Origin of the sequence: Frateuria sp. GZRR33, from assembly GCF_051900425.1 — a bacterium.
In the GTDB taxonomy this organism is placed as follows: Bacteria; Pseudomonadota; Gammaproteobacteria; order Xanthomonadales; family Rhodanobacteraceae; genus Frateuria_A.
Window position 1 is genome coordinate 378,163 of the sequence record NZ_JBHZGK010000001.1, and the last position, 21,650, is coordinate 399,812.

The 21,650-nt window shown below is 69.6% G+C and carries 18 protein-coding genes; 8 read left to right on the top strand and 10 right to left on the bottom strand.

The window, feature by feature from the left end:
• Nucleotides 1–43: 43 nt before the first annotated feature.
• Both purT and ACFWZU_RS01725 read left to right on the top strand, forming a co-directional pair.
• On the top strand, nt 44–1,225 hold the full coding sequence (gene purT / locus ACFWZU_RS01720; protein WP_439699678.1) for a formate-dependent phosphoribosylglycinamide formyltransferase: 1,182 nt from the start codon (nt 44–46) through the stop codon (nt 1,223–1,225).
• Between the two features lie 221 nt (nt 1,226–1,446).
• Complete coding sequence (locus ACFWZU_RS01725) at nt 1,447–2,982, top strand: FMN-binding glutamate synthase family protein (RefSeq protein ID WP_439699679.1); 1,536 nt, start codon at nt 1,447–1,449, stop codon at nt 2,980–2,982.
• A 153-nt stretch (nt 2,983–3,135) separates the two neighbouring features.
• Here ACFWZU_RS01725 and ACFWZU_RS01730 read toward each other — a convergent pair whose 3' ends face one another.
• The 4 genes from ACFWZU_RS01730 to ACFWZU_RS01745 form a co-directional block, all read right to left on the bottom strand.
• A complete protein-coding gene (locus ACFWZU_RS01730) occupies nt 3,136–3,861 on the bottom strand; it encodes an arginyltransferase (RefSeq protein ID WP_439699680.1) in 726 nt (241 codons plus the stop codon).
• A 69-nt stretch (nt 3,862–3,930) separates the two neighbouring features.
• On the bottom strand, nt 3,931–4,323 hold the full coding sequence (locus tag ACFWZU_RS01735; protein WP_439699681.1) for a hypothetical protein: 393 nt from the start codon (nt 4,321–4,323) through the stop codon (nt 3,931–3,933).
• A 10-nt stretch (nt 4,324–4,333) separates the two neighbouring features.
• Nucleotides 4,334–5,200, bottom strand: a complete 867-nt coding sequence (tesB, locus tag ACFWZU_RS01740) for an acyl-CoA thioesterase II (protein WP_439699682.1) — start codon at nt 5,198–5,200, stop codon at nt 4,334–4,336.
• A gap of 498 nt (nt 5,201–5,698) precedes the next feature.
• Nucleotides 5,699–6,253 (bottom strand): N-acetylmuramoyl-L-alanine amidase, encoded by a 555-nt coding sequence (locus ACFWZU_RS01745; RefSeq protein WP_439699683.1) that lies wholly within the window; start codon nt 6,251–6,253, stop codon nt 5,699–5,701.
• Nucleotides 6,254–6,318: 65 nt separating this feature from the next.
• Here ACFWZU_RS01745 and ACFWZU_RS01750 point away from each other — a divergent pair, with 65 nt between their 5' ends.
• From ACFWZU_RS01750 to ACFWZU_RS01770, 5 genes are all read left to right on the top strand, one after another.
• Complete coding sequence (locus tag ACFWZU_RS01750; protein ID WP_439699684.1) at nt 6,319–6,837, top strand: alpha/beta hydrolase; 519 nt, start codon at nt 6,319–6,321, stop codon at nt 6,835–6,837.
• Nucleotides 6,834–9,023 carry a bifunctional 23S rRNA (guanine(2069)-N(7))-methyltransferase RlmK/23S rRNA (guanine(2445)-N(2))-methyltransferase RlmL gene (gene rlmKL, locus ACFWZU_RS01755; RefSeq protein WP_439699685.1) on the top strand — a complete coding sequence of 730 codons (2,190 nt, stop codon included), beginning with the start codon at nt 6,834–6,836 and terminating at the stop codon, nt 9,021–9,023. Before ACFWZU_RS01750 ends, rlmKL begins: the two co-directional genes overlap by 4 nt.
• 1,179 nt (nt 9,024–10,202) lie before the next feature.
• Complete coding sequence (chrA, locus tag ACFWZU_RS01760) at nt 10,203–11,591, top strand: chromate efflux transporter (RefSeq protein ID WP_439699686.1); 1,389 nt, start codon at nt 10,203–10,205, stop codon at nt 11,589–11,591.
• Between the two features lie 62 nt (nt 11,592–11,653).
• Nucleotides 11,654–12,142, top strand: coding sequence for a GNAT family N-acetyltransferase (locus ACFWZU_RS01765; RefSeq protein WP_439699687.1), 489 nt, complete (start codon nt 11,654–11,656; stop codon nt 12,140–12,142).
• Between the two features lie 32 nt (nt 12,143–12,174).
• Complete coding sequence (locus tag ACFWZU_RS01770) at nt 12,175–12,675, top strand: acyl-CoA thioesterase (RefSeq protein WP_439699688.1); 501 nt, start codon at nt 12,175–12,177, stop codon at nt 12,673–12,675.
• Here ACFWZU_RS01770 and ACFWZU_RS01775 read toward each other — a convergent pair.
• The 6 genes from ACFWZU_RS01775 to ACFWZU_RS01800 form a co-directional block, all read right to left on the bottom strand.
• Entirely contained in the window at nt 12,647–13,660 is a 1,014-nt protein-coding gene (locus tag ACFWZU_RS01775; protein ID WP_439699689.1) for an acyltransferase family protein, read from the bottom strand. The two genes, ACFWZU_RS01770 and ACFWZU_RS01775, sit on opposite strands and share 29 nt — an antisense overlap.
• A gap of 171 nt (nt 13,661–13,831) precedes the next feature.
• A complete protein-coding gene (locus ACFWZU_RS01780) occupies nt 13,832–15,118 on the bottom strand; it encodes an amino acid permease (RefSeq protein WP_439699690.1) in 1,287 nt (428 codons plus the stop codon).
• Between the two features lie 147 nt (nt 15,119–15,265).
• Entirely contained in the window at nt 15,266–16,345 is a 1,080-nt protein-coding gene (locus ACFWZU_RS01785; protein ID WP_439699691.1) for an aromatic ring-hydroxylating oxygenase subunit alpha, read from the bottom strand.
• 52 nt (nt 16,346–16,397) lie between these two features.
• The gene (locus ACFWZU_RS01790; RefSeq protein WP_439699692.1) at nt 16,398–16,595 is read right to left on the bottom strand and encodes a hypothetical protein; all 198 of its coding nucleotides are present in this window, start codon (nt 16,593–16,595) and stop codon (nt 16,398–16,400) included.
• Between the two features lie 68 nt (nt 16,596–16,663).
• The gene (locus ACFWZU_RS01795; RefSeq protein ID WP_439699693.1) at nt 16,664–18,154 is read right to left on the bottom strand and encodes a S10 family peptidase; all 1,491 of its coding nucleotides are present in this window, start codon (nt 18,152–18,154) and stop codon (nt 16,664–16,666) included.
• 242 nt (nt 18,155–18,396) lie between these two features.
• Nucleotides 18,397–20,271: a 3'-5' exonuclease gene (locus tag ACFWZU_RS01800; protein ID WP_439699694.1), complete on the bottom strand. Its 1,875-nt coding sequence runs from the start codon at nt 20,269–20,271 to the stop codon at nt 18,397–18,399.
• 177 nt (nt 20,272–20,448) lie between these two features.
• Between ACFWZU_RS01800 and ACFWZU_RS01805 the strand changes: the two genes are divergently transcribed.
• Nucleotides 20,449–21,642, top strand: a complete 1,194-nt coding sequence (locus ACFWZU_RS01805) for a GGDEF domain-containing protein (protein ID WP_439699695.1) — start codon at nt 20,449–20,451, stop codon at nt 21,640–21,642.
• Nucleotides 21,643–21,650: the final 8 nt, after the last annotated feature.

A 21,650-nucleotide genomic window follows, 5' to 3' on the forward strand; every position in this document is an offset into this window, starting at 1 on the left:
AGCGTAGCCCTACAATGCGCGCCAATCTTCCAGGGAGCTTTCCATGAAGCCTTTCGGCACGCCGCTTTCCGATCACGCCGTGCGCGTCCTGCTGCTCGGTTCGGGTGAGCTGGGCAAGGAAGTGGCGATCGAACTGCAGCGCTTCGGCGTCGAGGTCATCGCGGTCGACCGCTATGCCGATGCGCCCGCGATGCAGGTGGCGCACCGCAGCCACGTCATCGACATGCTCGATGGCGCGGCGCTGCGTGCGCTGATCGCGCACGAGAAGCCGGATCTGGTGGTCCCCGAGATCGAGGCCATCCACACACCGACGCTGGTCGAGCTGGAGAAGGAGGGCCTGCGTGTGATCCCGACCGCACGCGCTGCCTGGCTGACGATGGACCGCGAAGGCATCCGCCGTCTCGCCGCCGAGGAGCTCGGCCTGCCGACCTCGCCCTACCGCTTCTGCGACACGCTGGCGGAGTACCTCGCGGCGGCCGAGACGATCGGTTACCCGTTCGTGGTCAAGCCGGTGATGAGTTCGTCGGGCAAGGGACAGAGCACGGTGCGCGCTGCCGCCGAACTGGAGGAGGCCTGGGATTACGCGCAGTCCGGCGGGCGCGCCGGGCAGGGGCGGGTGATCGTCGAGGGCTTCGTGGATTTCGACTACGAGATCACGCTGCTCACCGTGCGCCACGTCGACGGCACCAGCTTCTGCCTGCCGATCGGCCACCGCCAGGAGCATGGCGACTACCGCGAATCGTGGCAGCCGCAGCCGATGAGCGAGGCGGCGCTGGCGGAGGCGCAGCGCCAGGCGGCGGCGATCACCCGGGCGCTGGGCGGCTGGGGCGTGTTCGGCGTGGAGTTCTTCGTCAGGGGCGACCGCGTGATCTTCTCTGAGGTCAGTCCGCGTCCGCACGACACCGGACTGGTGACGCTGGTGTCGCAGGAACTGTCGGAGTTCGCGTTGCACGCACGGGCCATTCTCGGTCTTCCGATCCCGGTGATCCGCCAATGGGGGCCGTCGGCCTCGTGCGCGGTGCTGGTCGAGGGCGAGGGCCGCCATCCGCGCTATCACGGCGTGGCCGAAGCGCTGGCCGAGCCGGACACGCAGTTGCGCATCTTCGGCAAGCCGGAGGTGAAGGGGCGCCGGCGCATGGCGGTGACGCTCGCGCGGGACGTCGACGTCGAGGCCGCGCGCGCCAAGGCGGTGCGCGCGGCGGCGTGCCTGAAGGTCGAGCTGTGATCAAGCGTGTCGGATGCCGCTCCCTCTCCCCTTCGGGGAGAGGGCTGGGGTGAGGGGATAAGGCTTGCGGGAAATCCCGGGCAAGCCTTTTCTGGAGGGCGCCTTCTCCACTGTGCTTCCCGGCGAGCCCCGGCCCCTCACCCCAACCTTCTCCCCGGGGGAGAGGGAGCCTGTCCGCGCGATAGGCTAGGCTCTTCGCTTCACCGGAACGGAGGAAACCCATGGCATCGGACGGCTTCGCGCACTGGCTGATCGTGCTGGTCGAAACGCTGGCGGCGTTCTTCGTACTGATGCTGGCAGTGGCGGTAGTGGTCGTACTGGCGGTCTGGGTCGCCGACCGCTACCAGACCGGCAACGCGGTGCTGCGCAACTTCCCGGTCATCGGCCACTTCCGCTACGGTTTCCTGCGCCTGGGCGAGTTTTTCCGCCAGTACCTGTTCGCCAGCGACCGCGAGGAGCTGCCGTTCAACCGCGCCCAGCGCGTGTGGGTCTACCGCGCGGCGAAGAATGCCGACACCACCATCGGCTTCGGCACCACGCGTGATCTCTCAGCCGAAGGCGTGCCGTTCTTCGTCAACGCGCCGTTCCCGCGGCTGGAAGGCCACCACGTCGATCCGAAGCCGGTGCGGATCGGCCCGTACGCGCGCGAGCCCTACGACCACGCCGCGTTCTTCAACATCTCCGCGATGAGCTACGGCGCGCTCTCGGCACCGGCGGTGCGAGCGCTCTCGCACGGCGCGGCCAAGGCCGGCATCTGGCTGGATACCGGCGAGGGCGGGCTTGCCCCCTACCACCTGGAGGGCGGTTGCGACCTGGTGTTCGAAATCGGCACCGCCAAGTACGGCGTGCGCACGGCCGACGGCCAGCTCGACGACGGGCGCCTGCGCGCGATCTGCGCGCACAAGCAGGTGAAGATGGTCAGCATCAAGCTCGGCCAGGGCGCCAAGCCCGGCATGGGCGGCCTGCTGCCGGGCGTGAAAGTGACGCCCGAGATCGCCGCGATCCGCGGCATCCCGGTGGGGGTGGATTCGCAGAGCCCCAACCGCCACCTCGACATCGCCGACGTGCCGCAGTTGCTGGACGCCATCGCGCACGTACGCGAGGTCGGCGGCAAGCCGACCGGCTTCAAGGCCGTGCTGGGCGACCCGGAGTGGATCGCGCAGCTTTGCGACGAGGTATGGAAGCGCGGCATCGAAAGCGCGCCGGACTTCATCATCGTCGACGGCTCCGAAGGCGGCACCGGCGCGGCGCCGCAGACGCTGATGGAAGGCATGGGCCTGCCGCTGCACGAGGCCTTGCCGGCGCTGGTCAACACGCTGATCGCCAAGGGCCTGCGCGAGCGCATCAAGGTGATCTGCTCGGGCAAGCGCATCACCGCCTACGACGTGGCATGGGCGCTGTCGATGGGTGCGGATTTCGTCAACTCGGCGCGCGGCTTCATGCTGGCGCTCGGTTGCATCCAGTCACTGCAATGCAACCGCAATACCTGCCCGACCGGCATCACCACGCAGAACCCGAAGCTGCAGCGCGGGCTGGTGGTCAACGACAAGAGCGAGAAGGTCTACCACTACGCGCGCAACCTGATGTACGAGGTCGGCATCATTGCGCACAGCTGCGGCGTGGACGATCCGCGCCAGCTCGATCGCACGCACTGCCGTGTGGTGGGCGACGACGGACTGTCGGTGCCGTTGATCAAGCTGTTTCCGTATCCGGAAGCCGGCTCGTCGCGGATGGTCGGGCAGGGGCCCTCGATCTAGCGCGTGGGCGGTTCGGGGCAAGGCGTCCCCCATCCGCCCTTCGGGCACCTTCCCCCATGAACGGGGAAGGATCACGTTGGGGCGCGTTACCGAAGCCTTCCCCCGCAAGGCGGGGAAGGTGCCGACAGGCGGATGGGGGCGCTTTTGGGCGCGTCAGCGAATCCGTGACTGGCCTGCGTCGAGCGGGAACCAGCCTTCGCGCGTGCGCACCTGCAGCGGATGGAAGCGCCGCTTGTAGTCCATCTTCTCGTGGCCTTCGATCCAGAAGCCCAGGTACAGCCACGGCAGGCCGCGGCGGCGCGCCAGTTGCACCTGCTGCAGGATCGCGTAGGTGCCCAGGCTGCGCGCGCTCTCGCCCGGATCGAAGAACGTGTAGACCGCCGACAGGCCGTTGATGCACACGTCGGTGACCGCCACCGCCAGCAGCCGTTCGCCCAGGCGGAATTCCAGGAACAGCGTGGGGCTCCACGGCGCGGTGAGGAAGCGGCGGAAGTCGCTGGCGTCGGCCTCGTCCATGCCGCCGCCGGCGTGGCGGGTGCGCAGGTAGCGCTCGTACAACGCGTGGCGCTCGGCGTTGTAGCCGGCCATGCACTCGACCACGGTGAGATCCGCATTGCGCTTGAGGCAGCGCCGCTGCCCGCGATCGGGCACGAAGTGTTCCACGTCGATGCGGCACGGCGTGCAGGCGCGGCACTGCGGGCAATTGGGGTAGTACAGGTGACCGCCCGCACGACGGAAGCCGCGCTCCAGCGCCGGGCCGTAGAGCTGGTCCAGCCGCGGCGCGGCCGGATCGATCACCAGGTTCTGCGCCGTGCGTTCGGCGTAGTAGCCACAGGCGTGCGGCAGGGTCTGGAACAGGCGGACGCGTTCGGAGCGCATGAGCCCGATTCTATGACCGAGCGCGCGAGCGGTTGCAAATTTTCCGAGAAAGCCGCCTTGATCGAGGCGCTAGATCTTGTCCATGTAGCGCAGCATCAGGATCACGAAGGCCGCGGCGAGCGCCAGCAGCACGATGCGGCGCACGCGCGTGGCCACGCCGGCGCGGCGGGTCTCCGGCGTCGGATTGCGCGCCGCGGCCAGTTCCTCGCCGTGGCGCACCATCGGCTCGATGCCCAGTCCGCGCATCAGCGTGCGTGCCTGGGTGTAGTCGTCGGCGCGGTTGACCCACACCTGGGGCCAGCTCTCGCGGCTCTGGTCGCGCTGGGAGTAGCTGAAGCGCTGGTAGCTCGGGCGATTCCAGTTGGAGCGTCCGGTTATGGTCGTCTCGATGCCGTGTTCGGCGAGCAGCGCGACCACGCGATCGATGTTTTCCTGCCGGGGGGAGGTATAGAGGGGACGCATGGCCGAAAGTTTAGCCGTTGCGCAGGCGGATCAGGCCTTCCTGCGCGGTGGAGGCGACCAGCCGCCCGTCGCGGCTGTAGATCTGCCCGCGCGCCAGGCCGCGGCCGCCCTGCGCGGTCGGGCTGTCGAACGAGTACAACAGCCACTCGTCCACGCGGAACGGGCGGTGGAACCACATCGCGTGGTCGAGGCTGGCCATCTGCACGTTGTGGGTGAGGTAGGAGATGCCGTGGGGCAGCGTGGCGGTGCCGATCAGGTGGAAGTCCGACGCGTAGGCGAGCAGGGCGCGGTGCAACACCGGCGAGTCGCCGATCGGCGCGGTCAGCCGGAACCAGATGTGCTGGATCGGCGGCCGCTTGGCTGGATGCAGTTCGTCGCGCGGCCACACCTGGCGGAACTCGAACGGGCCGTCGATGCCGAGCCAGCGCTGCAGTTTCACCGGCAGCTTGGCGAGCTCGTCCGGAGGCAGGTGGCGCATCGGCTCGAGGTCTTCGGGCGCCGGCACTTCGGGCATGGCGCTCTGGTGCTCAAAGCCTTTCTCCGGTTCCTGGAAGGACACCGCGCCGTTGAGGATCGGCTGGCCGTGCTGGATCGCGACCACGCGGCGTGCCGAGAAGCTGCCGCCGTCGCGGGCGCGCTCGACCGAGTAGACGATCGGTGCGTCGATGTCGCCGGCGCGCAGGAAGTAGGCGTGCAGCGAGTGGGCCTCGCGCCTGGGATCGACCGTCTGCTGCGCGGCCGACAGCGCCTGGCCGAGTACCTGGCCGCCGAACACGAAGCGGGTGCCGATGTCGCGGCTCTGGCCGCGGAACAGGTTGTCTTCCAGTCGCTCGAGCTGGAGCAGGTCGACCAGTTCCTTGACGTGTTCTTCCCGCATGGGGTGTCCGTGGTGCGTGAGGGAATACGGATTATAGGGGCTTTGCTCCCTCTTCCCTCCGGGGAGACGGCCTGGATGGGGCTCGCCTCGGCGGTTGATGAGAGCTAGAGCAAGAGCTTTCGGACGCCTTCGGCGCCCGAGTCACTTTCTCTTGCTTGCCCAAGAGAAAGTAACCAAAGAGAAGGGCACCCCGATGGCGCGCCCTTCGGGTGCGCGTGCGGGCGGCGGGGTTTTCCGACGGGGCTTCCTGCCCCGACGAAAAACTGGCCGGCGCCCTGCCGGTCACCCTGCGGCTGATCCGCCACCCGCCCGCCGCGCCATAGGGGACTTGGGAAGAGCAGCGCGCTTCCTGCGCGCACCTTTCAGAGGAGCCAGAGCGAGAGCGGAAAGCAGGAGCGAAAGGCAGAAGCGAAAGGTGTGGATGTGCCGCGAACCGGCTCCCTTTCCCCTCCGGGGAGAGGGTTGGGGTGAGGGGTCGGGGCTCGCGGGGAAACCCGGTCAGGCCCGAACCCGCTCCAAACCACACGCCGGAACGATTACGTCCCACGGGAACAGTGGTCCCGGATCGAGCTTGCGCGGCACCATCACGACCGGATCGTCAGTAGCCGGCACGCGCGCGGTATCGAGGTCCTCATGACCCGCAATCGCACGCAGGTTGGGAAACGCCCGGCGCAGTTCGGCGAGCAGCTCCTGCAGCGCCTCGATTTGCACCTGCGGATAAGCCTCGCTCATCGTCTGGTTGCCCGCAGCAAACCAGTCCGGATAGCGCCCGCGATTGACCAGCTCGATCCCGATCGAATCGGCATTGCGCCCACGCACGTGGTGCGCGATGCGCGTGCCAGGCACATAACGCAGTACCGCGCCATTCCGATCGACGTAGTAATGCCCGCTGTTGCCGGCGCCGCTTTCGTACAGCACCTTTTCGCCGTACTCCCGCGCGGTCGCCAGGTCCGGCAGCTCGGTACAGTGGATCACCACCAGCGTCACCGCCTCGGCGGGCCGTTCGGGCAGGCGGTCGACGTAGGGCAGCGGCTGGTCGGTGATCGCGGGCATGAAGGGAAGTCTCGCACGGCACCGGCTATCATGCGCGGTCCCACGGCGGTCCGGAGTTCCGAGCGATGCGCGCCACGATCCTTCTTTCGCACGGCTCCGATTCCAGTCCGGAGGCCACCAAGGTCAGCACGCTGGCGGCGCTTGCCGAGGCACGCGGCTGGCGCACGCGGCGGCCCGACTATCGCGAGGACGACGTGCACGGCCATGCCGGTTCGGTGGCGCCGAGACTGGCGCGCCTCGGCGCCGCCATCGCGGCCTGCGAGGTGCCGCCGGTCCTGGTGGGCTCCAGCATGGGTGCGTTCGTCTCGGCGTTGGCCTCGCTGCAGCACCCGGTTGCCGGGCTGTTCCTGATGGCCACGCCGCCGGCGATCCCGGGCGTCGACAGTGCGCTGGACGTACGCCATGACGTTCCCACACTGCTGGTGCACGGTTGGCGTGACGAGCTCTGCGCGGTGGACGGCGTCTACGCGTTCGCGGCGCGCCGTCGATTGCCGCTGCTGACGCTCGATGACGACCACCGCCTGAGCGGCAGCCTTCCCGTGATCGAACAGCAGTTCGCCCTTTTCCTCGACGCGCTGGCATGAACCACTACTTCGCCACCTGCCCCAAGGGCCTGGAATACCTGCTGCGCGACGAACTGCTCGCGCTCGGCGCCGCCGAGGCGCACGAGTCGCTCGCCGGCGTGCGCTTCGCCGGCACGCTGGAGACCGCCTATCGCGCCTGCCTGTGGTCGCGACTGGCCAGCCGCATCCTGCTGCCGCTGGCCGAGTTCGATGCCGCCGACGACGAGGCGCTCTACGCGGGCGTGCAGTCGATCGACTGGTCCGCGCACCTGGCCCCGCACGGCACGCTGGCGGTCGATGCGCATACCGCGCTGAGCAAGCTCACGCACAGCCAGTTCATCGCCCAGCGCGCGAAGGACGCGGTAGTCGACCAGTTCCGCCAGCGCGAAGGCGCGCGCCCGGGCGTGGATACCGAGGAACCGGACGTCCGCCTGAACCTGCGCCTGAAGCGTGATCGCGCCACGCTCTCGCTCGACCTGGCCGGCACCCCGCTGCACCGCCGCGGCTGGCGCGAGCAGCAGGGCGAGGCGCCGCTGAAAGAAAACCTCGCCGCGGCAATGCTGCTGCGCGCGCACTGGCCGCAGGTCTACGCCGACGGCGGCGCGCTGCTCGATCCGATGTGCGGTTCGGGCACCTTGCTGATCGAAGGCGCGCTGATGGCTGCCGACGTGGCAGCGGGCCTGCGCCGCGAGTACTTCGGGTTCCTCGGCTGGAAGCAGCACGACATCGCGTTGTGGCGCGGCCTGCTCGACGAGGCGAGCGAGCGGGCCGAGGCGGGCCTGCGCGGCCTGCGCGCGGCCTTCATCGGCGCCGACGCCGATCCACGCATGGTGCAGGTGGCCAAGCGCAACGCCCAGGAAGCCGGCGTGGCCGGTTTTCTCACGCTGGAAAAGCACGACGTGGCGCACGCCGCGCCGCCGCCCGGCCAGGCGACCGGCCTGGTGATCACCAACCCGCCTTATGGCGAGCGCCTGGGCGACCGCGCGCAGATGCCGCAGCTCTATCGCGCGCTGGGCGATGCACTGCGCACACGCTTCGTCGGCTGGCGCGCGGCGGTACTGGCGGGCGATGCGGAACTCGGCCACGCGCTCGGCCTGCACGCGGACAAGCGCTATGCGCTCTACAACGGCGCACTGGAAACCGTGCTGCTGACTTTCGTCCTGAGCCCGAAGGACAGCGCACCGCGCGAGCGCAAGCCGCTATCGCCCGGCGCGCAGATGCTGAAGAACCGCCTCGAGAAGACGGTGCGCCACCAGCGCAAGCGGCTCGCGCGCGAAGGCGTCTTCTGCTGGCGCGCCTACGACCAGGACCTGCCCGAGTACGCCGCCGCGATCGACGTCTATGGCCGCGCGGATGCCGAGCCCTGGCTGCACGTGCAGGAATACCGCGCGCCCCCCGACGTCCCGGTGGATGTCGCCCGCACGCGCCTGCGCGAGATCGTGCGCGTGGCCGGGGACGTCTTCGGCGTGCCGCGCGAGCGCATTGCGCTGAAGACCCGCGAGCGCGGCAAGGGCGGCGCCAAGTACGGCCGCTTCGACCAGCGCGGCGAGTTCCACGAGGTGGAGGAGGGCGGCCTGCGCTTCCTGGTCAACCTCACCGACTACCTCGATACCGGCCTGTTCCTCGACCACCGGCTGGTGCGCGGGAAGCTGCGCGAGCTGGCGCGCGACAAGCGCTTCCTCAACCTGTTCGCCTACACCGCCACGGCAAGCGTGTATGCCGCCGCCGGCGGCGCGCGCGACACCACCAGCGTGGACCTTTCAGGCACTTACCTGGAGTGGGCCTCGCGCAACCTGGCACTGAACGGCTTCACCGGCGCGGCGCACCGACTGGTGCAGGCCGACGCCACGACGTTCCTGCGCCAGGACCGCGGCCACTACGGGCTGATCTACGTCGACCCGCCGACCTTCTCCAATTCCAAGCGTGCCGAGGACTTCGACGTGCAGCGCGACCACGCGGCGCTGCTGCTGGCCTGCGCCGACCGGCTGGCGAGCGACGGCGTGGTGGTGTTCTCCAACAACTTCCGGCGCTTCAAGCTCGACGTGGGGGCATTGGAGGAGCGCTTCACCATCGAGGACTGGAGTGCGGCCAGCATCCCGTTCGACTTCGCCCGCCGCGCCGACATCCACGGCTGCTGGCTGTTGCGCCTGCACCCGCAGGCCTCGCCGTGGGAGGACAGCGTCCGGCACCTGCGCGGACGCCGCTGACTCCTGCCGGGAGGCAGCCGGCGCGGTGATACGCAGGACCGGCTTGCCCACGAGGTCCTTCAGCGGGAAATACGCATGGTGCGTGGCCGGATCGACCGCCACGACATGCGCGTTCGGGCCGAGCACGCCTCGGCCGAGGGCGCGGACGTGACGCCCCTTCACTTCGAACAGCGCCACTTCGCCCGACTCGCTGGCGACGTACAGCCAATCCGGCCCCGGGTCGTAGGCAAGCACGTCCGGGCCTTCACCTACGGCGAACGACGCGACCACGCGGCGGCTGCGCAGGTCCAGCACCAGCAGCGTGGCGTTGTCCTCGCAGGCGACGAAGGCCAGCCGCGCGGGGGCGTCGATGTAGAGGCCATGGTTGCCCCGCGCGCCCGGCAGCCGGATGCGCGCGACGACCTTGTCGGTCGCCGGGTCGATCTCGGCCAGTTCGGCGCGCGTCTGCACGTTGGCGAACACGTGTCCGGACACGGGGTCGTATTGTGTATTGCCTGCCTCGCCGCCGAGCGCGATGGTGCCCACGCGACGGTTGCTGCGCACGTCGATCACCGTATCGCTGCCACCGTGCTCGTTGGACACGTAGAGCTTGTGTACCTGCGGCGCGTACGCCATGCCGTCGGGGTAATCGCCTGTCGGTATCCGCGCCAGGATCTTCAGGCCCGTCGCGTCGATCGCCACCACTTCGTCCGTGCCGGTGGCCGAGGCATAGACACGATCCAGGCCGGGAATCGCCAGCACGCCGTGCACCTGGCTGACGCCGGGAATGTCGGCGACCACCTTGCGGCGGCGCGTATCGAACACGGTCACCACGCCGTCGCCCAGATGCGCCAGGAACAGGAGGTGATGGGCCGGGTCCAGGCTCGCGTAGTCCCAGCGCGTGGTGCGGCCGGTCAGCGGCGCATCGGCGACCGTGGTGAGCGGCAGGTAAGGTTTCGCCCGGCCGCAGGCAGTCGACGCGGTGATCAGGAGGGCCAGGACCAGGCCCGCCACGAGGGGCCGGTGACGAAGGGTTTCGGTGAGCATGGCAACGTCCTCCCAGGCTTCACACAGCGTAGGATGCGGCGCTTATAACACTGCGGTCGTGCACCGCGGCGCAGGCGGTGTCCGCTGGGGAGCCAGGGCGAGGTGGACCGCTGGCCAACCGATCGTGTCCCCACCCATGCCGGACCTGTGCCGATGAACGAGCGGTCTTCCAGCGACGTCGACAGCCTGCCGGTTTCGCTGCGCGAAGCGACCCGCGTGTGGGCCAGGATCGGCCTGCTCAGCTTCGGCGGCCCGGCCGGCCAGATCGCGCTGATGCATCGCGAGCTGGTCGATACGCGGCGGTGGATCAGCGACGCGCGCTTCCTGCACGCGCTCAATTACTGCATGTTGCTGCCCGGGCCGGAGGCCACGCAGCTGGCGATCTACATCGCCTGGATGCTGCATCGGACCGCCGGCGGCCTGGTCGCCGGCGTGCTGTTCGTGCTGCCGGGTTTCGTCACCATCCTGGCGCTGAGCATCGTCTACGCGCTCTACGGCCAGGTCCCGCTGGTGCTGGCGATCTTCATGGGGCTGAAGGCGGCCGTGCTGGCGGTGGTGGTCGAGGCGGTCATACGGATCGGCCGCAAGGCGCTGAAGAACCGCATGATGGTGGCGATCGCTGCGCTGGCCTTCGTGGCGATCTACTTCTTCCGCGTACCGTTTCCGTTGATTGTGCTCGGCTCCGGCCTGTGGGGCCTGCTCGGGCGCTGGTGGGCGCCGCGCAGCTTTCCGGCGCCGGCGTCGGCCGCGGCCGATGCATCGTCCGATTACCTCATCGACCGCCTGCTGGGGCAGGGGCGGCTGACGCATACGCGGCCTTCGGGCGCGCGTGCGTGGCGGGTGGCGCTGGCCTGGCTGGCGATCTGGTGGCTGCCGGTGCTGGCGGTGATCGCCGCGTTCGGGCGCCAGAGCGTGCTGGCGCGCGAGGGGCTGTTCTTCAGCCAGACCGCGGTGGTCACCTTCGGCGGCGCCTATGCCGTGCTGGCCTACATCGCCCAGCGCGCCGTGGTCGGCTTCCACTGGATCACGCCGGGGCAGATGCTCGACGGGCTGGCGCTGGCCGAGACCACGCCCGGGCCGTTGATCATGGTGGTGCAGTTCGTCGCCTTCCTCGGCGCCTACTACCACCAGGCTGGCCTGTCGCCGCTGGCCGCGGGCGTGGCCGGGTCGGTGCTGACCACTTGGGTGACCTTTGCGCCGTGCTTCCTGTGGATCTTCCTGGGCGCTCCCTACATCGAGGCGCTGCGCAGCAACCGGGCGCTGCATGCGGCGCTGTCGGCGGTCACCGCCGCGGTGGTGGGCGTGGTGCTGAACCTGTCGGTGTGGTTCACCCTGCACACCGTGTTCGGTCGCGTGGACGAGCGCCAGTTCGGCGGATTGCGGCTGGAGCACCCCCACTGGGCAACGCTGCAGTGGCCGTCGGCCGTGATCGCGGCCCTGGCCATGCTGGCGATGCTGCGTTTCAAGATCGGCATGGGGCGGGTACTGCTCGGGAGCGGTGTGGTGGCGCTGCTCTGGCAGTGGCTCGGTGGGGCGCTCTAGCCGGGTGTGGCATACCGTTCGGACGCGACGCACACTGTCGCCCGACGATGACAGGGCTAGCCATGTCCGACCTGCACCTGCGCCTGGGACGCCCCGACGATGCGCCGGCGATCAGTCTGCTCGCCCGCCGGGTGGCACGGCGCTGGATCCTGCCCGACCAGTCGCACGAGGCCGGCCAGGCCCTGCTGGCGCGACTGGGCACGCGGGTGCTGCGCGAGCGCATGCGGGAGGGCCAGCGTTTCCACCTGGCCTGGCTGGACGAGGTGCTCGTGGGTATCGCGGGCATGCGCGACGACAGCCACCTGGTGCAGTTCTTCGTCGGCACGCGCTACCAGGGTCGCGGCATTGCCACCCGCCTGTGGCGGCGTGCGATGGCCGATGCCGTGCGTCGCGCAGGCACGCGTCGGTTCACCCTCAACGCCACCCGCCTCGCGGTGCCGGTCTACGAGCACCTGGGCTTCGTCGCCACCGGCCCGGAAGGGTTCTCGCCCGCGGGCGTACGCACGACCCCGATGGCGCTCGACATCGGGGCCTCGCGCGTGCAGGCATAATCGAGCGCTGCCTCCGACACCCCAGGACCGCCATGCCCGGCCAGCAGAACGAAGTGACCTTCCGCTTCCTCGCCCAGCCTACCGACGTCAATTTCGGCGGCAAGGTGCACGGCGGCATGGCGATGAAATGGATCGACCAGGCCGGCTACGCCTGCGCGGTGGGTTGGAGCGGCGCGTACTGCGTGACCGTGTCGGTCAGCGGCATCCAGTTCATCGCACCGATCCTGATCGGCGACCTGGTCACCGTGCGGGCGCGGCTGATCCATACCGGCACCAGCAGCATGCACCTGGCGGTCGACGTGCTGGCGCAGGACCTGCGCAAGGGCGAACAGCGGCTGGCGACCAGTTGCGTGATGGTGTTCGTGGCGCTGGACAGCCCCGACGGGGGCAAGCCGACGCCGGTGCCGCGCTGGGAGCCCAAGAGCGACGAGGACCGCCGCCTGCAGGACTACGCGCGCCGGCTGATGGAGCTGTCCAGGACGATGGAGCAGCAGGTCGCCGTGCTCAGGCCCGCGGCCGCACCGGTGACTTGATCTCCCCGGCAGGCGGTACCCGCCACAGGAACCGCTCCAGCCACTGCGGACTGGTCAGCGGGCCGAGCAGCCGCTCGGCCGGCACGCTGGACAGCACGCGGACCAGCAGCCAGGCGGCGAGCAACAGCACCAGCGCGTTTGCCAGCGGCGGCTGGCCGGCCTCCAGCCAGGCGAACAGGCCGGCGGCCACCGCGAACTTCACGATGAAGCCATGTGCGAGATACGCCTGCAGGCTGCGCCCGCCCGCCGCCGTGGCGGCGAACTCGCGGCGCGGGACCAGCGCCAGGAACGCCGCGCTGCCGGCGACGCCCGCACCCAGCCGAAGCACGCGCCACAACGTGCCGGCGGCATCGTCCACACCCAGCGCCGCGTAGCCGTTGCTGCCGTAGAGCCAGCGCGGGTCCGGCACGGCGCTGGCCGCGCGACCAAGCGCCAGCAGCGTGGCCAGCGCCAGCGTGCACGCCAGCGGGCCGCGCAGGCGCTCGCGCCACGCCGGCGCGTACCGGTGGCCGATCAGGAAGAACGGGAAGAACGACGCCGTGCGCGAAAGCGACATGCGATACCCGACGTCGTCCGCCCAGCCGGCCATCAAGGCGAACAGGCAGGCGAGAAGGAGCGGATGGCGCAGGCGCATGAACAGCGGCAGCAACAGGCGCCAGGCCGCCAGGCTCGGCAGGTACCAGAGCAGCCAGTACGGCGTGGTGACGCCCCTGGGTCCGGCATCGGGCCAGCCCGGCGTCTGCGCCGCCAGCGCATACAGCGCCTGGAACAGCAGGTAAGGCAGCAGCAGGCGGAAGGTGATCCGCTTGAGCAGTTTCACGTCCACCTCGGTCCGCGCCACCGCACCGGAAAGGAAGGCGAAGGCCGGCATGTGGAACAGGTAGAGGAAGCGGTACAGCGCGTCGATCGCGGCGATCCCCCGCAGCGGCTCGAGGCTGTGGCCGAACACCACCAGCGTGATCAGGGCCAGGCGGGCGTTGTCCATCCACGCATCGCGTGCCGGCCGGACGGGCGACTCGCGGACGGGAAGCATGTCGGCGGTGCGGGAAAATCCATACATCCGCCACAGGCTAGCGACGGCCGGGTGCACGGGACGTCCGCGGAAGACCCGCCATGGGGCCGTCCATTCAGGAAGGTGGCCGATTCGTGGCGGGGTCTACGGAACGCCCGAGCGCCGGCGCTGGCACAGCAGCACCGGCAGGCCCATCGCCACCAGCGCGCCGGCCCACAGCAGCGATTCGACGCCGGTGCCGACCAGTGCCCACAACGCGTAGGCCAGCGCGCCGCCGGCGATCAGCCGCCGCCACCATCGCGCGGTGGGCTCGATCCGCCACCAGGCGAGCACGCTCACCACGTAGGGCAGCAGCGTGGTGGCGGTGGAGAGCAGGATCGAGAAGGTGAACAGCGCCACCAGCGTGCGGCTGTAGTTGGCCACGATCAGCGCACTGGCCAGGCCGCTGCCCAGCACCAGCCCGAAGGCCGGTGTGCCGCGCGCGTCGAGCCGCGCGAAGCGTGCCGGGAACAGACCGTCCTGCGCCGCGGCCAACGGCGTCTGCGCCTGCAGCAGCACCCAGCCGTTGAGCGCGCCGAAGCAGGAGATCGTCGCCACGGCAGCCAGCGCGGTGCCCGCCGCCGGGCCCCACACGCGTGCCGCGGCAGCCACCATGGGGGCGGCGGAGCGGCGCAGTTCATCCAGCGGCAGCAACCCGATGACGACGGTGCAGGCGAGCATCGTGGCCAGCCCCGCGACCAGCATGCCGATCACGGTGGCGCGCGGCACCGTGTGTTCCGGGTCGCGGACTACGCCGGTCGGCACGGTGGCCGCCTCGAAGCCGAGCATGGCCCACAGCGTCAACGCGGCGACCGACGTGGCGACGCCCAGCAACGGCAGGCCGCTGGGATTGAACGGGCGGTACGCGCCGGCGTGCGCCCAGACCAGCCCGAGCAGGCCGAACAGCACCAGCGGCACCAGCTTCAGCAACGTGGTCAGCATCTGCACACGCGCCGCTTCGCGCACGCCGGCCAGGTTCACCGCGGTGCACAGCCACAACGCGCCCAGCGCGCAGGCGGCCGAGCGCAACGGCGTGGCGGTGGCAGCGGGCCACAGCGCGCCGAGGCTTCCGGCGAAGGCCACCGCGATCGCCGCGTTGGCGCTCCAGGTGCACACCCAGTAGCTCCACGCCACCACGAAACCGGTGCGGTCGCCGAACGCACGCCGCGCGTAGCCGTAGGCGCCGCCGTGGTTGCGTATCGCGCGCGCCAGCCAGGCGTAGACCAGCGCCAGCAACAGTGCGCCGGCCAGGGTCAGCGCCCAGCCGAGCAGGCTCGCCGCGCCGTACGGCGCCAGCGCCGCGGGCAGCAGGAACACGCCGGAGCCGATCATGTTGCCGACGACCAGGGCAATCAGGGCCAGCTGGCCGAGCGGTTTGGTGTTACTGCGCATGCAAGTTCCTCCGCGCTGAGCGGACCTGCTCCTCCCCCTGCTTGCAGGGGGAGGCCGGGAGGGGGTTGCGTGAGCTTGCGGCGAGCCCCGGGCTACCCCTCCCCAACCCTCCCCTGCCAGCAGGGGAGGGAGCCGCTGGCGAGGTGTTCATGCGTGCTCGCGGTAGGCGCGGCGCAGCAGTTCGTGGAAGTGGTGGACCGCGTTCTCGCGCAGCGGATTCAACCGTCCGCTCTCGTAGGAGCCGGACGCCAGCCCGCGCTGCACGTCCTCGCAGATCGTCACGTCCTCGTCCTGCACTTCGTCGCTGAAGGCGACGTCGCGGTCACGCCTGACGCGCGCTTGTTCGCTCGGGTCGGGCGCGTAATAGAAGTCGAACTCCACGCGGCAGCGGTCCCCACCCAACGGCAGCACGCGGTTGGTCTGCAGCCGCCCGGGCAGGATGTTGAGCATCGTGTTGGGGTAGAGGAAGTAGTAAAGCGCCTCGCCGCTGCCATAGAGCTCGTCCGCGCTCTCCAGCGGGCTGTACTGGCAGGAGTACCACTGCGCCGTCTCGGTGACGTAGCTGCGGTAGTCCAGCACGCTGTTGAGGCCCGGGTGGATGTGTGGCACGTGGTAGCCCTCCAGGTAGTTGTCCACGTACACCTTCCAGTTGCAGGCCACCTCCCAGCTCGCGCGGTGGTGGAACTCGAAGCCGGCCAGCGAGCGGCCTTCGCCCAGGCGGGCGTCGATGCCCTGGACGACATCGTCGAACGGTGGCGCGTCGCCGGTGGCGACGAAGACCAGGCCCTGCCACACCTGCACGCGCGCCTCGGGCAGGCGGATCGTGGCGGGGTCGAAGTCCGGCGTGCGGCCCATCTCCGGCGCGCCGCGCAGCACGCCGTCCAGGCCGTAGGTCCAGCCGTGGTAGCGGCAGCGCAAGGCGGTCGCGCCCTTGCCGTCGCAGCTGGCGACCGGGCCGGCACGATGGCGGCAGACGTTGTGGAAAGCGCGGATGGTGGCGGCGTCGCTGCGCACCACGACGATCGGCAGGCCGGCGATGGCGGTGACCAGGTGGTCGCCCACGCCGGCCAGTTGCGACTGGTGGCAGACCAGTTGCCAGCTCTTCGCGAACACGGCCCTGGCGTCGAGTGCCGGCATGCGCGGATCGGTGTAGCAGCGCGCCGAAAGCGCGTGCGCATGATCGAGTGGCTGGGCGGCAAGGATATCGGGCGTGAGCAGCTCGGTCATGGCGGCACCGGCGGTTGGGTTGGGGAATCGCGTCCTGCGGGCGTCGCCTGCGTTACTGGCCCTCGTACCAGACCGAAACGTTGACCGAGGTGGGCTCAAGACTACCGCCGCTGGACGATTGCAGAACGTGGACCACGCGGATGGACGGGTTCGCCGCCAGCCAGTCGTTGACCTCCCGCTGCAGGACGTCGGCAAAGGCTTCCGGACGGGTGAAATAGCCGGATTTGCGGCAGAACAGCTTGCATCGCATGGGATCATCCCTGATGGCCAGGCGACAGTGTACGGGTGCGGCTCCCGAGGAAGCCGGCACCTTCGCACTCAGGGCGCGCCGTAGAGCGCCTTGACGTCCTTCAACAGCGCCGCCTGGCTGTCCGGGCGGGCGTAGAACATGTGGCCGCCGGGGTAGCTCTTCACCTGCACGCGGGTCGCATCGCCCATGGCGGGCATCTGGTCGACGATCAGCACCGAGGCCATGAACGGGCAGGACAGATCGTCCCAGCCGTGCGCGATCAGTACGCGCAGGCCCGGGTCGTTGGCGACCGACTCGCGCAACTGGGAAACCGAGCCATCGATCGCGTCGTCGTCCTCGTGCCAGAGGCGGTTCACGTCGTAGCTCAGCGCGTTGTAGCGCCCCGAATATTTCCAGCCCACGGTCCGGGTGACGAAGTCGACCATCGCGGTGGTGGTTGGCGCGATGATGCCGTTGAGGATCGGGTCGCCGGTGCGCTGGCGCGGCGCGTACGGGAACGGGTCCCAGGCGGTGACGTTGGAGTCGTAGCGGCTGCCCAGCTTGCCTTCGGCGCGGTACACCTCGCGCAGGTAGGCCTGCGTCTCGATGCGTCCGCCGGAGCGGCGCACGAACAGCGGGTCCAGGCCGGTCAGCTCGGTGACCTTCCTGATCACCCGCTCGGTTGCCTGCGGGTCGGAGCGGCCGCGCATCAGGTCGGTGGCGTATTCGCCACGGGTGTACTCGACGACCTGCGCCATCGCTTCGGGGGTGAACTTGTGCTCGCGCTCCAGGTGCGCCGCGGCGATCGAGGGCAGGGTCAGCATCCACGGCAGCGGCGAGACGTTCTCGTCGTTGGAGGCGGCCGGGTCCAGGTAGGGCGAGACCAGCACCACGCCCTTCATCGCCACGCCCAGCTGGGTCTGCAGGTAGTCGGTGATGCGCGGGCCACGGAAGCCGCCGTAGCTCTCGCCGACCAGGTACTTGGGCGACTGCAGGCGGCCGTTCCTGACCAGCCAGTCGTAGACGATGCGCGAGAGGTACTTGATGTCGTTGTCGGTGCTGTAGAACAGCTCGGTGGCCTTCTTGTCGTCCACCAGCGCGCGGCTGAAGCCGGTGCCGACCGGGTCGATGAACACCAGATCGGTGAAGGGCAGCCAGCTGCCGGGGTTGTCGTGCAGGGTCGCCGGATCGGACGGGTTGTCGCCCTCGACGCCGAAGTCCACGCGCTTGGGCCCGATCGCGCCCAGGTTGAGGTAGACCGAGGAGGCACCGGGCCCGCCGTTGAGCGCGAAGGTCACCGGGCGATCGCCGCCACCCATGGTATAGGCGGTGTAGACCACCTCGGCGACCGTATTGCCCTTTTCGTCGCGTACCGGCAGCGAGCCGACGGTGACGGTGTACTTGAGCGTGCGGCCGTCGATCTGCGCGGTCTGCCGGGTGTGCGCGTCGGCGGGGAAGGGCGGCAGGTGGAAGTCGCCTTGGCTGGCCTCGGCGGCGGGCTTGTCGGCGGCGACGGCGGGGGCGGCGAGGCCGGCCAGCAGCGAGGCGGCCAGCAGGGTGGCCTGGAGAGTCTTGCGCACGGTGATTCCCCTTGTTGCGGAAACGGCCAGCCTAGCGGGTGGTGGGGCTTGAGGGGTGTGCCCAAAGGCATGGGGGGCCGGGGCAAGGCTTCCCCCATCCGCCTGTCGGCACCTTCCCCCGTTCAACGGGGGAAGGCTTACTCAGGTGGCTCCGCGTGCGACGTTGGTCGCATGTTCGATCCTTCCCCCGTTCACGGGGGAAGGTGCCCGAAGGGCGGATGGGGGCGACCGGAGCGCGATCCTCAGGCCGGCAGGGCGACCAACTGGTCCTGCACCTGGTTGATCGCGTCGCGGATGCGCTTGCTGAACACCGAGTCGTCGTGGTGGATCAGCACCAGCCGCTCGGTGGCGCGCGTCATCGCCACGTAGAGCAGGCGCGCCTCCTCGGCCTCGTCCTTGCCTTCCTTGGGCAACGACCCCAGGCCCGGGATGATCACGAACGGGAACTCCAGCCCCTTGCTCGAATGCATCGTGACCAGCTTCACCGTGTCACCGACGGCGAACAGCGCGCCCTTGCCGCGGCCCTCGGCCAGCCGCGCGGGAATCCCCTCGCGTTCCAGCGCCTCGGCAAGCTTCTCGCCCTCCCACTGGTTGCGGAAGATCACCGCCATCTCCGACCACGGCCGGCCGTGCGCCTGTTCGTCACGCAACTGCGCGATCAGCACCGTGAGCTGGGCCGGCGCGGTCTCCACGCGGATCAGCTCCGGCACCGGGCCGCGGCGGCCGGCGCTCTCCGGGGCCACCAGCGGCACGCCGTCGCCGTCGTCGTCACGCTCGATGAGCAGTTCGTTGGCAAAGCCACGCGCCACCGCCAGGATCTCCAGCGTGTTGCGGTAGTTGAGCTTGAGGATGGTGGTGCGGCCCTGCGCCTGGATGCCCAGGCTCTTCCAGCTCACCTTGCGCCGGTCGGCCTTGCCGTAGATGTTCTGCGCGTCGTCATAGAGCACCAGCAGCGAATTGGTCGCCGGGTCGATCATCTGCACGATCAGCTTGTACCAGTCCGGCTCGAAGTCGTGGCCTTCGTCGACCAGCACCGCGCCGTACTGGAAGCGCGGGATCTGGCCCTTGTCGACGCCGGCGATCACCCGCTCGACCATCTGCGCGAAGAACCCGTCCGCGCCCTTCGGCGGCAATTCCACGTGGTAGGCCGTGAGCATCTTGTGGCACCACTTGTGGAAGTTGTAGACCTGCACTTTCTCGGCCAGCCCGCGCTCGCCGATCAGTTGTTCCAGCCGCGCGGCGAGCGTCTTGTTGTAGCAGAGCACGAGGATCGGCCGGTTCATCGCCCGCGCCAATTGCATGGCGCGGAAACCCAGGATCATGGTTTTTCCCGAGCCCGCGACGCCGTGAATGATCCGGTGCTCGTCGCCCAGCGAGCGCGCCAGCTGCTCCTGCTGTGCGTCCATCACCTTGACCAGTTCGGGGATCTGCAGCGGCCGCACCGCCGCGTCGGTCGGGCCGAACAGGCCGAACTGGCCGCTGCCGGCCTCCACCCGCAGCTCGGGGAACAGGTGCCAGCGCACGCGATCGATCTGCGGCAGCGTCATCGCAACCGGGAAGGCGTAGGGGAACATCGCCCACAGCCGCTCCTGGAAATCCTCCGACTCGACCGATTCGTAGAACTCGTCGCGGCAGATCGCCAGGTGCGCCGGGATCACCGCCTCCAGCCCGCCGTCCTCGAACTGCTTGCGGCTGATGTTGGACAGCACCACGCCCCACGCCCACGGCATGATGATCTTGCCGGCATGGCGGTGCCCCGGCGGGAAGCGCAGCGCCGGGTCGCGCTCGAGCACCACGCCGATCTCCAGTGCATAGGCGCGCGCCTGCAGCAGTGGGTGGTTCTCCTTCACCAGGCCACGCTCGGTGACCAGCGTGAACTGCGTACTGTCGGCGTGCTGGATGGTCTCGGCCTTCCAGTCCTTCACCTCCAGCACCAGCAGCCCGCGGCGCGGGTGGAACACCACGAAGTCCGGGCGCCGCTGCTTCAGGCCGACCGGCACGTCGTACCAGAGCAGGTAGTCGTCCTCCAGCTTCTGTTCCAGCCGCTGGGCGAAGCGCTTCTCGCCCGCGGTCATGCGGGGCAGGCAGCTGTTGAGGGTCGGGATCAGGGTGGCCATTCCGCGTCCGTTTGGGCTTTTTGCGTGGAAAGTAGCGGACCTGGGGGCGCTGTCAACGCTAAAGTCGCGCCAGCCAGCGCCGATACGACGGGCGACGACCGGGCAAGGAGCGCCATCGCGGACACGCGATATCAGGGCGGGAGCCATCGTCACGTTCGGGCGCGGGGAGAGCCCAGCATGCCCATGCATATCGAAACGCTGTCGCTGATCAGTGCCGTCCAGTCGCTGGTGCTGGCCATCCTGCTGTGGGCCGGCACGCACGGCGGCCCCGGCGCCGCACGCACCAGCCTGAAGATGCGCGCCGGGGCACTGGCGGTCGAATCGGCTGCCTGGGGCATGCTGGCGGCGCAAGCCTGGGTGCACCCGGCGCAGCTGGTGCTGGGCGGCAACGCGCTCAACCTGATGGCGCAGGGCATGTCGGTGGTCGCGCTGCGCATGCTGCTGGGTGAATCGTTGCGCTGGCGCACTGCGCTGGCGATCGGCGTGGTGGGCTGGCTGGGGGTGGCCTGGTTCGGGGTGGTCGAGGCGGACTACCGCATGCGCGTGCTGTGGGGTTCGGCCGCGATCCTGGCCGACATCGCGCTACGCATGCAGGCACTGCTGCGCGGCGGGCCGCGGCACAGTTCCCGGGCGCGGGTGGCGCTGGTGGTCATGAACGCCGCCGCGGCGCTGCTGCTGGTCTGGCGCAACGGCCAGTTGTGGTTCGACCTGAACCCGCCGGGGGACATCATCCAGCCCAGCACCGTCAACTACATCTACGTGTTGCTGTCGGGCATGCAGCCGTTGTTCCTCAGCATCGGCTTCCTGCTGCTCTACAACGAGACGCTGCAGCGCGAGCTGCACCAGCTGGCGCGGGTCGATCCGCTCACCGGCGTGAAGAACCGCCTGGCGCTGACCGAGAACGCGACCCAGATGCTGTCCCAGGCCAATCGCGGGGGGCGCTCGATGGGCGTGCTGATGATCGATGCGGACCACTTCAAGAGCGTCAACGACCGCTTCGGCCATGGCGGTGGCGACAAGGTGCTGCTGGCGCTGGTGCGCAGCATCCGGGCGACGCTGCGCGCCGGCAACGTGATCGGGCGCATCGGCGGGGAGGAATTCGTGGTGCTGGCGCCCGACACCAGCCTGGAGCAGGCACTGGTGCTGGCCGAGCGCATCCGCGGCACGGTCGAGTCCACGCCACTGCTGGTGGACGGGCACCTGCTGCAGCTGACGGTATCGATCGGCGCCGCGGCGACCGAGCCCGGCGAGAGCGACGTGGGGGCCCTGCTGCAGCGCGCCGACGCGGCGCTGTACGCGGCCAAGCACGCTGGCCGCAACCGGGTGATGGCATCCGATCCGGCGCTGGTCGGGCGGCGCCTGCTGGCCTGATCCGCCGG

Coding starts and splice junctions, on each gene's coding strand:
- ACFWZU_RS01770 (WP_439699688.1), top strand. CDS start 12,175: ATGCCCGGCCAGCAGAACGAAGTGACCTTCCGCTTCCTCGCCCAGCCT.
- purT (WP_439699678.1), top strand. CDS start 44: ATGAAGCCTTTCGGCACGCCGCTTTCCGATCACGCCGTGCGCGTCCTG.
- ACFWZU_RS01735 (WP_439699681.1), bottom strand. CDS start 4,323: ATGCGTCCCCTCTATACCTCCCCCCGGCAGGAAAACATCGATCGCGTG.
- ACFWZU_RS01725 (WP_439699679.1), top strand. CDS start 1,447: ATGGCATCGGACGGCTTCGCGCACTGGCTGATCGTGCTGGTCGAAACG.
- ACFWZU_RS01750 (WP_439699684.1), top strand. CDS start 6,319: ATGCGCGCCACGATCCTTCTTTCGCACGGCTCCGATTCCAGTCCGGAG.
- ACFWZU_RS01780 (WP_439699690.1), bottom strand. CDS start 15,118: ATGCGCAGTAACACCAAACCGCTCGGCCAGCTGGCCCTGATTGCCCTG.
- ACFWZU_RS01790 (WP_439699692.1), bottom strand. CDS start 16,595: ATGCGATGCAAGCTGTTCTGCCGCAAATCCGGCTATTTCACCCGTCCG.
- ACFWZU_RS01800 (WP_439699694.1), bottom strand. CDS start 20,271: ATGGCCACCCTGATCCCGACCCTCAACAGCTGCCTGCCCCGCATGACC.
- ACFWZU_RS01775 (WP_439699689.1), bottom strand. CDS start 13,660: ATGGACAACGCCCGCCTGGCCCTGATCACGCTGGTGGTGTTCGGCCAC.
- ACFWZU_RS01805 (WP_439699695.1), top strand. CDS start 20,449: ATGCCCATGCATATCGAAACGCTGTCGCTGATCAGTGCCGTCCAGTCG.
- ACFWZU_RS01785 (WP_439699691.1), bottom strand. CDS start 16,345: ATGACCGAGCTGCTCACGCCCGATATCCTTGCCGCCCAGCCACTCGAT.
- ACFWZU_RS01730 (WP_439699680.1), bottom strand. CDS start 3,861: ATGCGCTCCGAACGCGTCCGCCTGTTCCAGACCCTGCCGCACGCCTGT.
- tesB (WP_439699682.1), bottom strand. CDS start 5,200: ATGCGGGAAGAACACGTCAAGGAACTGGTCGACCTGCTCCAGCTCGAG.
- ACFWZU_RS01745 (WP_439699683.1), bottom strand. CDS start 6,253: ATGCCCGCGATCACCGACCAGCCGCTGCCCTACGTCGACCGCCTGCCC.
- chrA (WP_439699686.1), top strand. CDS start 10,203: ATGAACGAGCGGTCTTCCAGCGACGTCGACAGCCTGCCGGTTTCGCTG.
- rlmKL (WP_439699685.1), top strand. CDS start 6,834: ATGAACCACTACTTCGCCACCTGCCCCAAGGGCCTGGAATACCTGCTG.
- ACFWZU_RS01765 (WP_439699687.1), top strand. CDS start 11,654: ATGTCCGACCTGCACCTGCGCCTGGGACGCCCCGACGATGCGCCGGCG.